The organism is Eoetvoesiella caeni (genome assembly GCF_003315175.1).
Taxonomy (GTDB): Bacteria; Pseudomonadota; Gammaproteobacteria; order Burkholderiales; family Burkholderiaceae_B; genus Eoetvoesia; species Eoetvoesia caeni.
This window is the reverse complement of record NZ_QNRQ01000003.1, coordinates 119,929-133,823: the sequence shown is the minus strand read 5'-3', so window position 1 is coordinate 133,823 and position 13,895 is coordinate 119,929. Positions and strand designations below refer to the sequence as shown.

Genomic DNA, 13,895 nt, shown 5'->3' with positions numbered 1-13,895 from the left:
TATGACGCAAGCACGTACTCGAGTGAAAATTTGCGGACTGACGCGTGTTGAAGATGTCCAATGCGCGGTACAGGCCGGCGCCGATGCGATCGGGCTGGTGTTTTATCCTGAAAGTTCGCGTTTTGTCTCGCTGCAGCAGGCGCGCCAGCTGCGCGAGGCGGCCTCCACGCTGGTCAATGTCGTGGCACTGTTCGTCAACGCCCAGGCCGACGACGTGCGTGCCGTCGTCGAACACGTACGGCCCGATATCCTGCAGTTTCACGGCGACGAAAGCCCCGAATACTGCGAGCAGTTCGGACAGCATTATTGGCGTGCTTTCCGGGTAGGCGGGCCAGGCCTGGAAACTCCCGAGGCGGTGCTGGCCGCGTGCCAGGCCTTTCGTGGGGCCGCAGGATGGCTGTTCGACAGCTATAGCACCGGCTACGGCGGCAGCGGCCTGAAGCTGGATCCCTCGTTGCTGAGGGCGGTGCAGGACGCGCCGGACAGCCGCCCGTTGATTCTTGCGGGGGGGTTGACGCCGCAGTGGGTGGCGGAGTCTATTTCCCGGGTAAGGCCTTATGCGGTGGATGTCAGCAGCGGAGTGGAAGTTTCGGGCGGCATCAAGTCGCCCGAAAAAATCCGGGCTTTCATGGCTGCGCTGAAAAATACGGCCTGATGGCTTTCGAAGTGGGTATCGATACCCGCCTTTTGATCTTCGGCCCCAGGCACGTGCAAGCAACGATATTTTTCGCCCGGCGTCTGCAGCAATAGGCTTACGCCGCCCGAAGCCAGCTTTCTATTCTATCAACCTGTGCGTGCTGTAGAAGCTGGTTGGCGGCTTGCGCAGGACTTTCCGGTCGCCGGGCAAAGCGGCAATATAGTCCAGCAGGGTCTGGGCGTAATCAAGTCCCACATCGATGCGCCGCGCTCCGGTAATGTCTTTGAATGCGCCGTAGTGATCCTGCCCGTCGGCTAGAAACGAAATAGTGGCGACATTCCAGGTCCTGTCCAGATCGAACGGCCTGTATTGGCCGTTCTGGCCACGTATCTCCATAGTCGACAGCCTCGAGCCCTTGGGCTGGCGAGCGTCTATTGTCCATCGCAGTCCCGCCGAGTACGGATAGGCGCCGGCGCTGGGCCGGGTTGCCAGCGCCGCATCGACGGCTTCTTCCAGGGCGGCCTTGATTTCGGCTCCCGTGGCTTTCAATTGAACCAGGGTATTCTTGAACGGCAGAACAGTGTAGACGTCCTTGACGGTAACGGGGCCGCGGCTTAGATCCATGCGTACGCCGCCGCCGTTCAGAATGGACAGCTCGGCGTTGAAGTATTTTTTGCCTTGCTGCAAGAACGCTTCGGCGACGAGTTGCTGGATATCGCCGCCGTGCGCCTGGACGTGCGGATCAAGGTCGCAGGCCGCGCCCAGGGTCGAGTGCCGTCGCGCGGCGTTCGTGCCTGGCACACGCCTCAGGCACAAGTCGTTTTGCGCAGTGGCGATGACAGCGGCCCCGAAGGCCTCCTTTTGCATCTTGTAGGGTGCCAGAAGCTCCAGTGCGGCGGCATCGGGCGTGCTGGGCAGCAGCAGCCCGCTGGAATCGCCTATGTCTTTCCGGATGGTGGCGGCTTCATCGGGCGTGAATGGCGTGCGCGACTTGTCGGCCCTGGCGTAACGGTCGCCGACCAGTACATGCGGTGTGCCGATGCAGCCCAGCACGTTTCCTTGCTTGTCGAAGTCCACGCGCAGCTCGCCCACCACATAGGCGTACTGGCCCGCCTGAACCACGCAGACGCGCTTGCCGTCCAGCCCGGAGGCCATGGTGGGGTAGGGGCCTTGCGGCGAAAGGCCAAAGCGTTTCAGGGAGTCGGGTCCAAGCAAGGTATGCGAGTCGCCGCCCACGATGACATCCACGCCGTGTAGCCTGCGCGCCAGTTTCTTGTCGGCCTTATAGCCGTAGTGCGTCTGAAGCACGATGTATTGAACGCCTTGCGCAGTCAAGCGGTCTATTTCGGCCTGGGCGGTAGCGGCCTCGTCGGTAAACAAAGTGTCTCTGTCGGGGCGGGACGAGTTTTTGGTTTTGTCGGCGGTGGTAATGCCGATAAAGCCTATTTTGCGCCCGTCGCGCTCGATAATGGTGGAAGGCTGCACCCAATGGGGCGCCTTGGCCGGGTTAAGCGCGGAGCCCGGCCCGAAATGAACATTGGCGCTCAATACCTTGGTTTTGCAGTTTCCTTGGCGCAGATAGTCCAGAAATACTTTCAGCCCGGCATCGCCATTGTCGAATTCGTGATTGCCCAGGGTAAAGGTATCGAAGCAAACAAGATTCATCAGTGCGGCATCGGCCCGCCCTTGGGTCAGGTTGTAAAACAGATCGCCCGTTATGGCGTCGCCGGCATGGATTTTGACGACATTGGGCCGCGCGGCTTCAAGGTTTTTCATGGCGCTGGCCACGCGCGCGAAGCCGCCCACCGGCAAATTGACGCGCTCGCGTATGCCTGCTGCGGTTTCCAATTGCAAAGGAAGAATGTCTTCATCCAGATGCGAATGGTGATCATTAATATGTAAAAGAGTAATGCTCAGGTCGACAGCCTGGCTACGGGCTTCTGGCGCTGCGGCCTGCTGACCGCCAGGTCCGGTGCAGGCGCCGAGCAGGGCTGCCAGAACAAGCGCGGACAGCCAAGGACGTAACGATTTTCTCATGTTTGGGACGTATTCAGGGTTGCTGGTATTGCCCGTAGTCTAAGTGCTTTCTTGTAACCCGTCACGCTGGGCCCGCTTTGCTTAAGCCCCGCGGGCTATCAGGCTCGCGTCAGCTTGAGACGCATTTTCTGGGATGTTGTTTCACCGAGTTTCATTCCAACGCATTTGGGGTGACGCGATGATTATTATGAGGACTGGTCAAAATTTTGAAGGGGTGACGATCATGGATTTTGCCGATCGGCCTTTGCGCATTATTCACTCCGAAGCCGCCGGCACATTCGGCGGGCAAGAGCACAGGGTATTCAAGGAAATGATGGCAATGCGCGAGCGTGGTCATTTCCTTGAAGCCATCTGCCAGCCCGGTTCGATGCTGGGCGAAAGGTTGATGCGCGAAGGTTTTCGTGTGCATCTGCTGAAAATGGATGGCATTGCCAATTATTTGAAAGGCATCTATAAAGTTGCGTGCATTTTGCGGGCGGGGCGCTTCGACGTGTTGAACACGCATAGTCGGCGCGATACCGTTATCGCGGCCGCGGCCGGACGGCTTGCGGGCACTCCCTTGATAGTCCGCACCCGCCATCTGGCAAAGCCGCCAGGCTCGCTTTGGACCTATACCGGTTTGCCGCACAAGGTCGTTGCTGTAAGCGACTGCGTGCGCGAGCAACTGATCAAGCGCCAAGTGGAACCCGCCGATGTCGCCACCGTGCACACCGCAATAGCCGCAATGCATAGGCTGGAGCATTCCAGCCTGCGATTGGAACTGTCCATACCGGAGAGCGATATTGTGGTTTGTTGTGTCGGACACTTGCGCGTTCAGAAAGGACAGCGGCAATTGATGGACGCCATGGCGCAAATTATGCAGGTACGGAACAACGTTCGCCTGGTTTTTGTCGGCTCCGGATCACAATGGGAGCCTTTGCAGCAGCACGCGCTTGAATTGGGCCATGCCGCAAGAATGCATTTTCTTGGGCGGCGCGACGATATTGCCAATATCTTGTCGGGCAGCAATATATTCGCTTTGGCAACGCAGTTCGAGGCCCTGGGTACAGCTTTTCTCGAGGCGGAATTCTGCGGCCTTCCTGTCGTGGGCACTCGAGTCGGCGGGGTGCCGGAGGCCGTGGTCGATGGCATAACAGGTTTTTTGGTGCCATGCGGCGATGAGCCGGCGTTGATCCATGCCTTGACTCGCCTGGTAGACGATCCGGACCTGCGCAAATCCATGGGCCAGGCCGGCGCAAGCATCCTGGGACACAGCGCGCGCTTTACCGTTCAGCGCATGGCGAAGCACATGGAACGCAGTTATCTGAAATGGCTGGCCGGCGCTCCCGCTGCCCAAAAAGAGCCCGCGTTTTGACAAGTTCAAAGTTAATAGGTTAGAATTGCGTTCTTTCAAAGCAGGCGGTTAGCTCAGTTGGTTAGAGCGCTACGTTGACATCGTAGAGGTCGCTGGTTCGAATCCAGTACTGCCTACCAAGACACTTTCAATCAGTACCCAGCATTGCCCAATTGGCCGCGCCCTTCATAGGGATAGCGGCTTTTTTGTTGCCTGCAATTTCCGATTGGTACGGGTGGTATGCGGTCAGAATTTATATTGCAGGCCGGCTACGAACAGATTGTAGTTCTGGCGGCCCAGGTTTACATGCCAGCGCTTTGTGGGAAAGTGCACCCCGGGATAGTCGGTCGATCCGAAGTTATAGCTTGTTGAATAAATGGAAAGATATCTGTATTCAGCAAACAGCGACAGATTTTTGGCTATTTCTCCTTTGATCCCGGCCTTGAACTGCAGGGCAAGGGCGGAGTCCGATGCATTGGGATCCGAATTGAAGTGGTTGATGCCGGGCTCTGAAGGATTTGCCGAGTCCGAATCTTTTATCGACACGACAGCCACCCCCGCGCCGGCGCCAATATAAGGAAAAACTTTGCTGGAATATGGCGTTTGCAAGCTGAAGACCGCGTTTGCCAGAAAAACACCGGCCGTCATGGGAATGGTCACGTACTGCGTGCCCAGGGCGCGGGGAATGACCGGCATCGTGCCCTGGGGCGAGTGCTTGCCAAGGTAAATGCCTTCAAGTTCCAAAGCGGGCTTCAGGGCCCATTTGGAATCTCCCAGGTCCAGGGCGCTCCATTCATAGCCGGCCTGGATACCTGCCAATGAAACATGAGTGCTGCCACCGGTGTTGCCGCTGGCGTTGATCGGCAGTGGTGGAAGAGGGGAAGGAAGAAGCACCGCGCCTTTTTGCTGCAAACTTGTCGAACTGGCGGCGCCATGGCCCCCGAACAAGCCAATATAGGCGCTTGGTTCGCTAAAAGCCGCAGGCCAGTAACACAAGCTTGCGGCTGACAACAACGATAGTGCAAATACAAGACCCGGCCTTTTCTTCATGCGTTGAACCCTTTCTTTTGGCAAGTAATGGTTACCGGGCATGCTAGCCGCTTCAGCGGATATATGCTATGTGGTTAACCCCAGCGCGAACCCGCTGGTGCCAACCAATAAGGAAACGCTTCAAGCGCCGTTGCCCTGCGCGCGGACTTTTTCGCCGCGGCGTTGCAGCAGCTCCAGCGTGCCCAGCAAGGCTATCGACATAAGGATCAGCAGGCTGGCGATGGCCAGGATGCTGGGGTTGATTTGCTCGCGCAGGCCCGAATACATCTGGCGGGGGATGGTGACTTGCTCGGGCCCGGCCAGGAACAGGACCAGCACGATCTCGTCGAACGATGTGGCAAAGGCGAAGAGGGCGCCCGAGATGACGCCGGGGCGGATCACCGGGACGACAACGCTGCTGAATACTTTCAGCGGCGAGGCGCCAAGGCTTAGCCCCGCTTGGTAAAGCGAGCGGTCGAAGCCCGACAAGGTTGCCGTAACGGTGATGATGACGAAAGGTATGCCCAGGGCCGCGTGCGCAATGATGATGCCCGTGAAAGAGCCGACCAGGTCGAAGCGGGCATAGAAAAAGAACATTCCCGCCGCCACAATGATAAGCGGCACGATCATGGGCGCCAGCAATAGGGCGGTAATGGCGCGCCGAAAAGGCATGTTGGCATTGGCCAGGCCCACTGCCGCAAGCGTGCCCAAGGTGGTGGCAATAAGTGTGGCGCACAGGCCTATGAAAAAGCTGTTGCGGATTGCCAGCAGCCATTTTGGACTGTCCAGGATGGACCTGTACCATTCAAGGGAGTAGGCATTGGGGTCCAGCTGCATCATGCCGCGCGTGAAGCTGAAAAAGGGCTCAGCATTGAACGACAGCGGGATCACGATCAGGACGGGCAGGATAAGGAAAAACAACACAGCCCAGGCCGCCAGCTTCAGCGCATATACGCCGGCCTTGTGCCGCCATGAGTAATAAGATGGACGTGTCTTCATGCCGCTTAGCCCAGTTTGATGTTGCTGGCGCCGACCAGTCGGTCGTACACCCAGTACAGCGTCAGGATGAGCACCAGCAGCAATGTGCCAAGAGCGGCCGCCAGGCCCCAGTTGTTCGAGTGCTGCATATGGAAGGCGATGATGTTGGCTATCATCTGCCCGTCGGTGCCGCCCAGCAGGGCCGGGGTAATGTAGTAGCCCACCGAAATAATGAAGACCAGCAAGCTGCCCGCGCTTAGCCCGGGCAGGCTCAGCGGCAGGAAAACCCACAGGAACGCGCGCCAGGGCCGGCTTCCCAGCGAGACGGCTGCGCGTACGTAGCCAGGGTCGATGCCGCGCATGACGCTGTACAGCGGCAGGATCATGAAGGGCAGCAGGATGTGCGTCATGGATATGACGGTGGCAAAGCGCGTGTACATCATTTCCAGCGGTGCATCGATCAGGCCCAGCGCTTCGAGTATGGAATTGAATACGCCGTTGGTTTGCAGCAGCGCGATCCACGAAGTGGTGCGCACCAGGAACGAGGTCCAGAAGGGCAGCAGCACCAGGATCATCAGGGCGCTGGCCACGCGCCGCGGTGCCTGGGACAGATAGTAGGCCAGGGGGTAGCCCAGTACTATGCACAGCAGGGTAATGGTTATGGCAATGCCCAGGGTCTTGCTATAAAGCTGCACGTAGATCCGGACGGAGTCGCGCCATTGGATCTGGCCTTGCGCGTTGCGCTCGAGATCAAGCGCGGTCAGGTAGTTGTTGTCGGTATAAGCGCGTCCCGCCTGCCGGATCGACCGCCACAGTTCGGGCTCGTTCCAGCGCGGATCGGACTGGCGCAAAGCCGCCGCTCCCTCGGCGGCCAATTGCGCTTCGGTCAGGCGGTTCATCTTGCGCGCCGTGGCATTGATCAGGCTGGAGGAACCGGGATAGCTGCGGTTCACTGCCGCGGCCAAAATACCAGCCTGGCGGCTTTCGGCCAACTGCCTGAGCTCTTGCGCCATAACGGTAAACGTGGCGGGCTGCGGCAATTCGGTGTTTTTCCATTCGGCCAGCCCGCTTATGGTACGTGGGATCAGCTCGACAACCGTAGGGTTGTACACGCTGCGGTACAACATGCTGGCAATGGGCGCAACGAATGCAAAAACTATGAACGCCAGCAAGGGTACGACCAGCAACAAAGCCGTACGCTTGCGCCGGCGCAGTTCGCGCCGTTCCGCGCGTACTTCGCCGGCGGTCAGCTCTGCCGTGATCGTCGACATTTACTTAAGCAGCCACTCGTTGAATTTTTCGCCCAGCGATTCGCCGTAGTCGGCCCAGAAAACACTGTCGACGCGTGTGCCTTCATCCAGATGCGAAGTAGGCAAAGCCTGGACGATGGCTTTGTCGACCTGGGCCATGGATGACTTGCGCGGAGGGCCGTAGGCCACGTCCTGGAATCCCGTAAGCGCCTTGGTGCTGGTGGCGAAGGCGACGAACTCCAGCGCCTGTTTCAGCTTGGGTGTGCCCTTGACGATGCTCCAGGCGCCCAGGTCGTACATATTGTTGTTCCAGACGATGGTGAAAGGCTTGCCTTCGTGCTGGATGGCGTTGAAGATGCGGCCGTTGGCCGATTGCACCATGATGGCGCCGCCGTCGTTAAGCAATTGGGGCGCCTGTGACCAACTGTCGAACCAGACCACGTCTTTCTTGATTGTGTCCAGCTTGGCGAAAGCCCTGGCTTGGCCTTCGGGCGTTGCCAGGGTCTTGTATAGCTCGGCCGGTTTCACGCCGTCGGCCAACAGGGCCCACTCCATGTTGAACTGGGCTCGCTTGCGCAAGGCGCGTTTGCCCGGAAATTTTTTAAGGTCGAACAAATCGTTCAGGGTGGTCGGCTTTTTGTCGCCTATGGTTTTGTCGTTGTAGGCGTAGATAGTGCTATAGATGATTTCGCCTACGCCGCATTCGTTTTCAAGCGCGGCCGGAAAGAAGTCTTTTTCCGCGGGGGTGCCGTCATCGCCGGGCAGCAGGATGTTGCGCGGAATGGCTTCCAGCAGCCCCTCGGAGCATGCGCGTTCGAGGTCGATGGTTTCCACGTCGACCACATCCCACTGGATTTTGCCCGAGCCCACTTGTGCCTTCAGTTCGGCGACGCCGCCGGCATAGTTCTCAAAGAGAACTTTCTTGCCAGTCTTGGCAACATAAGGATCGATTTGATGCAGCTTCTGGGTGGCGCCGTAGGCGCCGCCAAAAGAAACGACCGTCAGTTCGTCCTTGGCATGCGCCGTGGCGCCCAGGGCCAGCCCTAGAACCAGGGCAAACCCCGCAAGCTTGCCCGATCCGCCAAGCCTGGGCTTCGTGTCCGGCATCCGCCGGCCACGGGATGAACGAGTCTTGTCCTGCCTGCCCGTGTGGGGATTTTCTAGCTTCCTCATCGTTGCTTTCCTTGTGGTGTATAGGTACTGGTTTTAAATGCAAAGCAGTCTTTCGCCATCCAGCCCAGGACTGTGGACTGTCCTTCGGTAAAGTCGGGCGCCTTGGTATCGTTGAGCGTCTTGACGGCAAGATGGCTGCCGCCGGACAAGGCGAAGTAATAACGGATGAAGTCGCCCACATAGTGGCGGGCTATGAACGTGGCGAAGACCTGGTTGTCGTAGGCATGGCCTTGCGCGGCTATGGCCAGCTTTTCAGGACGGACGGATATGACGCATTCTGTGTCGGTGGAATCGCAGTCGCCGTTGCGCGCTGTAACGGCCGCGCCGCATTCAAGGCTGGCTGTAAGCCGCTCAGCGGCCAAGGCGGGCGACGATGCGGGGATCAAGTTGTTTTCGCCGATGAAGCTGGCCACAAAGGCGTTCGCCGGGCGCTCGTACAAGTCGTCGGGCGTTGCATATTGCTGCACGACGCCCTTGTTGAAGACCGCGATGCGGCTGGACATGGTCAGGGCTTCAGCCTGGTCGTGCGTTACGTAAATAACGGTGAATCCCAGTTGCTTATGCAGCCGTGTGATTTCAAACTGCATTTGCTCGCGCAGTTTTTTATCCAGGGCTCCCAGGGGTTCGTCCATGAGAACCAGGGTCGGTTCGAAAATAAGGGCGCGTGCAAGGGCAACCCGTTGCCGCTGGCCGCCCGAGAGCTGGGCGGGATACCGGTTGCCGAACTGTTCCAGCTCGATCAGTTCCAGGTATCGATCGACGCGTTGCTTGACTTGCGCCTTGGGCATGCGTCGGACCTTGAGCGGATAAGCCAGGTTTTGCGCAACCGTCATGTGCGGGAAAAGAGCATAGTGCTGGAAGACCACGCCGATATTGCGTTTGTATGGCGCTGTCTGGGTAATAGAGCGGCCTTCGACGGTAATGCTGCCGCTGGTCACGTTCTCGAAGCCCGCCAGCATCATGAGGACTGTGGTTTTGCCCGAACCCGAAGGGCCCAGCAAGGTTACGAACTCGCCCTGCTTTACATGCAGGCTGAAGTCTTTGACTACCAGGGTTTTTTGATCGTAGGTTTTCTTGACGTTGGCGAATTTAAGAAATTCGCCTGCGTTTGAGTCGTGCATCGGCGATCCTGTTGCGTCTTGAGAATATGGCAGCGTGGCCTTGGTAGGATTGTGCAGGCTAACTCAAAACCAAAGCGCAAGAATAACATTTGGAAAACTATTTGAAATTTGGGGTTAGCCCGTAGCGGCCGCTGCCGATGGCCGTCATTGCCGCGGCCGATTTGCGGCTTTCCAACTTGTTCGGGGCATGGGGCGGTGCTACACTAACAAACTGTTTATATTGCTTGCATGGTATGAAATTTATTTTTGCGCAGGCCGGAACAGTCTGAAAAGCAGCCCGGAAAGCAGGCAGGAAATTCCAAGAACGCGGCAGATGCCGCGTTTTTTCGTTTACGTAAGGTTTTGTATGGTTCAAATTACTCTGCCCGATGGTTCGAAGCGCGAGTTTCCGGGCCCGGTATCCATCAACGATATTGCGCACTCGATAGGCACGGGGCTGGGTCGCGCCGCGCTGGCCGGACGCGTCAGCACGCAGGGCAGCGAACCCAAGCTGGTCGACACCAGCTTCGTCATCGAGCAAGATGCGCACCTGGCCATAATCACGGCCAAGGATCCCGAAGGGCTGGACTTGATCCGCCATTCAACCGCGCACCTGCTGGCCTATGCGGTCAAGTCACTGTTTCCCGAGGCGCAGGTCACTATCGGTCCGGTAATCGACAACGGGTTCTACTACGACTTCGCCTACAAAAGGCCGTTCACGCCTGAAGATCTGGCCGCCATCGAAAAGAAAATGGCGGAACTGGCCAAGAAAGACGAAACCGTTACCCGCGAAGAATGGCTGCGGGACGATGCAGTCGAGTTCTTCAAGGGCATAGGCGAGACCTATAAAGCCGAGATCATCGCCTCTATCCCGTCCAACGAGGCCATCAGCCTCTATCGCGAAGGCGACTTCATCGATTTGTGCCGGGGGCCTCACGTACCGTCCACCGGCAAGCTCAAGGTATTCAAGCTGATGAAAGTGGCCGGCGCTTATTGGCGCGGCGACAGCAAGAACGAGATGCTGCAGCGTATCTACGGCACGGCCTGGGCCAGCAAAGAAGAGCAGGCGGCATACTTGACGATGCTTGAAGAGGCCGAAAAACGCGACCACCGCAAACTGGGCCGCGAACTGGACCTGTTCCATTTCCAGGACGAGGCGCCCGGGCTTATTTTCTGGCACCCGAAAGGCTGGACTTTATGGCAGCAGGTCGAGCAATACATGCGTGCCGTGTATGTCGATAACGGCTACCAAGAGGTCAAGGCGCCGCAGATTCTCGACCTGTCCCTCTGGAAGAAAACCGGGCACTGGGACAACTACGCCGAAAACATGTTCACGACCGAATCCGAGAATCGCGTTTATGGCCTCAAACCCATGAACTGTCCCGGCCATGTGCAGATCTTCAATGCCAACCTGCATTCATATCGCGAATTGCCCATTCGCTATGGCGAGTTCGGCCAGTGCCATCGCAATGAACCTTCGGGCTCGTTGCACGGCATGATGCGCGTGCGCGGTTTTACCCAGGACGATGGCCATATATTCTGTACCGAAGACCAGTTGCAGGACGAATGCTCGGCCTTCACCGCGCTATTGCAAAAGGTATATGCCGACTTCGGCTTCACCGAAATTCTGTACAAAGTGGCCACGCGGCCTGAAAAACGCATCGGGGCCGACGAAGTCTGGGACAAGGCCGAGAAAGCCCTGATGGAAAGCTTGGACCGCACCGGCTGCAAATACGAAGTCTCGCCGGGCGAAGGCGCCTTCTATGGCCCCAAAATCGAATACACCCTGAAGGATGCCATTGGGCGCCATTGGCAGTGCGGCACCATCCAGGTCGACTTCTCCATGCCGGCAAGGCTGGGTGCCGAGTATGTCGATGCCAGCGACCAGCGTAAAACCCCGGTTATGCTGCATCGGGCCATTCTGGGTTCTTTCGAGCGCTTCATTGGCATGCTCATCGAAAACCACGCCGGCGCCATGCCGCCTTGGCTCTCGCCGCAGCATGCCGTGGTCTGCTGCATCTCCGAGAACTTTGCCGCTTATGCAACGGAAATATCGCAAACTCTTGCCAAACAGGGCTTTCGGGTCAGCGCCGATTTGCGCGGGGAAAAAATCACCCGTAAAATCAGAGAGCACAGTATGCAAAAAGTGCCGTATATTCTTGTGGTTGGCGAAAAAGAGCGCGAAACCGCAACAGTGGCGGTACGCAGCCGTGGCGGCATCGACCTTGGGGTTATGCCCATAGGCCAATTCGCCGCACGCCTGCAACACGAAATCGATGCCCGCCTTGAAGTCGGGCAAGCCTGACCGGGCATTTTTTATCAATTCTAGGAGTCTTAGACATCGCAACCGAAAAAGCTCATCGCATCAATGGTGAAATCCGTGTCCCAGAGGTGCGCCTTATAGGAGTGGATGGCGAGCAACTGGGTGTTGTCAAAACCTCAGATGCCATCAATTTATCAGAAGAACACGAAGTAGACCTGGTCGAGATCGCGCCCAATGCCGAGCCGCCGGTCTGCCGCCTCATGGACTATGGGAAGTTCAAGTACCAAGAACAAAAGCGTCAGGCCGAAGCCCGCTCCAAACAAAAAGTCATCCAGGTAAAAGAAGTCAAATTCCGTCCGGGCACCGACGAGGGCGACTACCAGGTCAAGCTGCGCAACCTGAAACGCTTTATCGAAGAAGGCGACAAGGCCAAGGTGACCTTGCGTTTCCGCGGCCGCGAAATGGCGCACCAAGAGCTGGGCATGCGCGTGCTTGAACGCGTGCGCGATGATCTGCTCGACCTGTGCCAGGTCGAAGCCATGCCCAAGCTTGAAGGGCGGCAAATGGTCATGGTGCTGGCGCCGCGCAAAAAGGCGGTGTCCGGCAAATCGGGCGAATCCGCCTCATAAAATTCGCCTCTTAACTTAAGCAGGCGCTGCGCCATCCGGGCCTGAACAGCCCGATGGCTTGCGTTCGCAGGTGTCTCATGCACGTATTATTTGTTATTGACCCTTTACCCTCGCTAAAGGCGTATAAAGACTCTTCGGTAGCGATGATGCGTGCGCTCAGCAGCCGCGGTCATGCATTAAGCGTAGTGCTGCAGGGCGACCTGTATGTCGACGAGGGGGTCGTCAAGGCGGCCAGCACCGCCGTCGAACTGATCGAGGGCGCCGACCTGCACGGCCACGAGTGGTGGCGCGAGCGCGGATCTCGCACAGATACCGTTTTGACGGCTTTCGATGCCGTCATCATGCGTAAAGACCCTCCGTTCGACATGGAATACGTTTATTCGACGCATTTGCTCGAGCGTGCCGAAGCGCAGGGCGCACGGGTGTTCAATTCCGGGGCGGCAATCCGCAATCATCCCGAAAAGCTGGCGATTACCGAGTTCGCGCAATTTACCGCGCCGACGCTGGTTTCGCGCGACATGAAACGCCTGAGGGCCTTTCATGATTTGCATGGCGATGTCATCGTCAAGCCGCTGGACGGCATGGGTGGGACAGGAATCTTCAGGCTGCAAAAGACCGAGCCCAACCTTGGCGCCATACTTGAAACCCTGACCGACAACGGCGCTCGCACCATTATGGCGCAGCGGTATATCCCGGAAATCGTCAACGGCGACAAGCGCATTCTTATCATTGGCGGCCAGCCCGTGCCATATGCGCTGGCGCGTATTCCCTTGGCCGGTGAAACTCGCGGTAATTTGGCTGCCGGCGGCAGGGGCGTTGCGCGCAAATTGTCCGAGCGCGACCTTGAAATCGCCAATGCCATAGGGCCGCGCCTGGCGCAGCGTGGGCTGCTGCTGATAGGCCTGGACGTCATTGGCGACTACGTCACCGAGATCAACGTAACCAGTCCCACCTGTTTCGTCGAAATCACCGAGCAGACCGATTTCAATGTGGCGGAGTTTTTTGCCGTCGCGCTAGAAAAAGCAGTAGGTGCCTGAATGGTACGCATTGTTCTCGTCATGCACGCGCCGCTGGGCCAGGCGTTTGCGGCGTGTGCCGAGCATATCCTGGGCGCCAAGCCCTTATTGACCGTGTTCGACGTCGCGCCCGACGATCCCATCGAAGAACGGGTCCAGCAGTTGTCCGCGTTGCTGGCCGAGCCAGACGGCAAGGGCGGCGCAGACGACGGCATCCTGATCTTGTGCGATATATTCGGAGCTACACCGTTTAATATTGCCAATCGGGCTTTGAAAATTGCGCTTGAAAGCAAGGTGGCCGGACACCTGATTACAGGCACGAATCTGTGCATGGTCCTGAAGGCCTTGACAGAACAACAGGAAGCGCCCGACGAGCTTAGCGAGAAAGTTCGCCTGGGGGCACTCAAGGGCATCGTGAATGCCGATTGCAGGCAACTTTCCTGAGTTGTT

At 58.0% G+C, this 13,895-nt stretch carries 12 protein-coding genes and 1 tRNA gene; 7 read left to right on the top strand and 6 right to left on the bottom strand.

Annotation, left to right across the window (positions count from 1 at the left end; genetic code table 11):
* Position 1: 1 nt before the first annotated feature.
* The gene (locus DFR37_RS07210) at positions 2-655 is read left to right on the top strand and encodes a phosphoribosylanthranilate isomerase (protein ID WP_113932560.1); all 654 of its coding nucleotides are present in this window, start codon (positions 2-4) and stop codon (positions 653-655) included.
* A 120-nt stretch (positions 656-775) separates the two neighbouring features.
* Here DFR37_RS07210 and DFR37_RS07205 read toward each other — a convergent pair whose 3' ends face one another.
* Entirely contained in the window at positions 776-2,674 is a 1,899-nt protein-coding gene (locus tag DFR37_RS07205; RefSeq protein WP_113932559.1) for a bifunctional metallophosphatase/5'-nucleotidase, read from the bottom strand.
* A 223-nt stretch (positions 2,675-2,897) separates the two neighbouring features.
* Here DFR37_RS07205 and DFR37_RS07200 point away from each other — a divergent pair, with 223 nt between their 5' ends.
* Both DFR37_RS07200 and DFR37_RS07195 read left to right on the top strand, forming a co-directional pair.
* Positions 2,898-4,028 (top strand): glycosyltransferase family 4 protein, encoded by a 1,131-nt coding sequence (locus DFR37_RS07200; protein ID WP_113932558.1) that lies wholly within the window; start codon positions 2,898-2,900, stop codon positions 4,026-4,028.
* Between the two features lie 42 nt (positions 4,029-4,070).
* Positions 4,071-4,147, top strand: a tRNA-Val gene (locus tag DFR37_RS07195).
* Positions 4,148-4,253: 106 nt separating this feature from the next.
* Here the strand turns inward: DFR37_RS07195 and DFR37_RS07190 are convergent.
* The 5 genes from DFR37_RS07190 to DFR37_RS07170 form a co-directional block, all read right to left on the bottom strand.
* Positions 4,254-5,057, bottom strand: a complete 804-nt coding sequence (locus DFR37_RS07190; protein WP_113932557.1) for an outer membrane protein — start codon at positions 5,055-5,057, stop codon at positions 4,254-4,256.
* A 120-nt stretch (positions 5,058-5,177) separates the two neighbouring features.
* On the bottom strand, positions 5,178-6,035 hold the full coding sequence (locus DFR37_RS07185) for an ABC transporter permease (RefSeq protein WP_113932556.1): 858 nt from the start codon (positions 6,033-6,035) through the stop codon (positions 5,178-5,180).
* Between the two features lie 5 nt (positions 6,036-6,040).
* Entirely contained in the window at positions 6,041-7,285 is a 1,245-nt protein-coding gene (locus tag DFR37_RS07180) for an ABC transporter permease (RefSeq protein ID WP_113932555.1), read from the bottom strand.
* The gene (locus DFR37_RS07175) at positions 7,286-8,437 is read right to left on the bottom strand and encodes an ABC transporter substrate-binding protein (RefSeq protein WP_242341759.1); all 1,152 of its coding nucleotides are present in this window, start codon (positions 8,435-8,437) and stop codon (positions 7,286-7,288) included.
* Positions 8,434-9,558 carry an ABC transporter ATP-binding protein gene (locus tag DFR37_RS07170; protein ID WP_113932553.1) on the bottom strand — a complete coding sequence of 375 codons (1,125 nt, stop codon included), beginning with the start codon at positions 9,556-9,558 and terminating at the stop codon, positions 8,434-8,436. The genes DFR37_RS07175 and DFR37_RS07170 overlap by 4 nt, the downstream gene beginning before the upstream one ends.
* Before the next feature lie 346 nt (positions 9,559-9,904).
* Here DFR37_RS07170 and thrS point away from each other — a divergent pair, with 346 nt between their 5' ends.
* The 4 genes from thrS (at position 9,905) to DFR37_RS07145 (ending at position 13,889) form a co-directional block, all read left to right on the top strand.
* Positions 9,905-11,842, top strand: a complete 1,938-nt coding sequence (thrS, locus tag DFR37_RS07160) for a threonine--tRNA ligase (RefSeq protein WP_113932551.1) — start codon at positions 9,905-9,907, stop codon at positions 11,840-11,842.
* 17 nt (positions 11,843-11,859) lie between these two features.
* Positions 11,860-12,429 (top strand): translation initiation factor IF-3, encoded by a 570-nt coding sequence (gene infC / locus DFR37_RS07155; RefSeq protein ID WP_242341780.1) that lies wholly within the window; start codon positions 11,860-11,862, stop codon positions 12,427-12,429.
* A 77-nt stretch (positions 12,430-12,506) separates the two neighbouring features.
* On the top strand, positions 12,507-13,466 hold the full coding sequence (gshB, locus tag DFR37_RS07150; RefSeq protein ID WP_113932549.1) for a glutathione synthase: 960 nt from the start codon (positions 12,507-12,509) through the stop codon (positions 13,464-13,466).
* Positions 13,467-13,889, top strand: a complete 423-nt coding sequence (locus DFR37_RS07145) for a PTS sugar transporter subunit IIA (protein WP_113932548.1) — start codon at positions 13,467-13,469, stop codon at positions 13,887-13,889.
* The last annotated feature ends 6 nt before the right edge of the window (positions 13,890-13,895 follow it).

Bases quoted from the DNA above. Each gene is read 5' to 3' on its own strand.
- DFR37_RS07185 (WP_113932556.1), bottom strand. From the start codon at position 6,035: ATGAAGACACGTCCATCTTATTACTCATGGCGGCACAAGGCCGGCGTA.
- DFR37_RS07180 (WP_113932555.1), bottom strand. From the start codon at position 7,285: ATGTCGACGATCACGGCAGAGCTGACCGCCGGCGAAGTACGCGCGGAA.
- gshB (WP_113932549.1), top strand. From the start codon at position 12,507: ATGCACGTATTATTTGTTATTGACCCTTTACCCTCGCTAAAGGCGTAT.
- DFR37_RS07175 (WP_242341759.1), bottom strand. From the start codon at position 8,437: ATGAGGAAGCTAGAAAATCCCCACACGGGCAGGCAGGACAAGACTCGT.
- DFR37_RS07190 (WP_113932557.1), bottom strand. From the start codon at position 5,057: ATGAAGAAAAGGCCGGGTCTTGTATTTGCACTATCGTTGTTGTCAGCC.
- DFR37_RS07170 (WP_113932553.1), bottom strand. From the start codon at position 9,558: ATGCACGACTCAAACGCAGGCGAATTTCTTAAATTCGCCAACGTCAAG.
- DFR37_RS07145 (WP_113932548.1), top strand. From the start codon at position 13,467: ATGGTACGCATTGTTCTCGTCATGCACGCGCCGCTGGGCCAGGCGTTT.
- DFR37_RS07210 (WP_113932560.1), top strand. From the start codon at position 2: ATGACGCAAGCACGTACTCGAGTGAAAATTTGCGGACTGACGCGTGTT.
- DFR37_RS07205 (WP_113932559.1), bottom strand. From the start codon at position 2,674: ATGAGAAAATCGTTACGTCCTTGGCTGTCCGCGCTTGTTCTGGCAGCC.
- DFR37_RS07200 (WP_113932558.1), top strand. From the start codon at position 2,898: ATGGATTTTGCCGATCGGCCTTTGCGCATTATTCACTCCGAAGCCGCC.
- thrS (WP_113932551.1), top strand. From the start codon at position 9,905: ATGGTTCAAATTACTCTGCCCGATGGTTCGAAGCGCGAGTTTCCGGGC.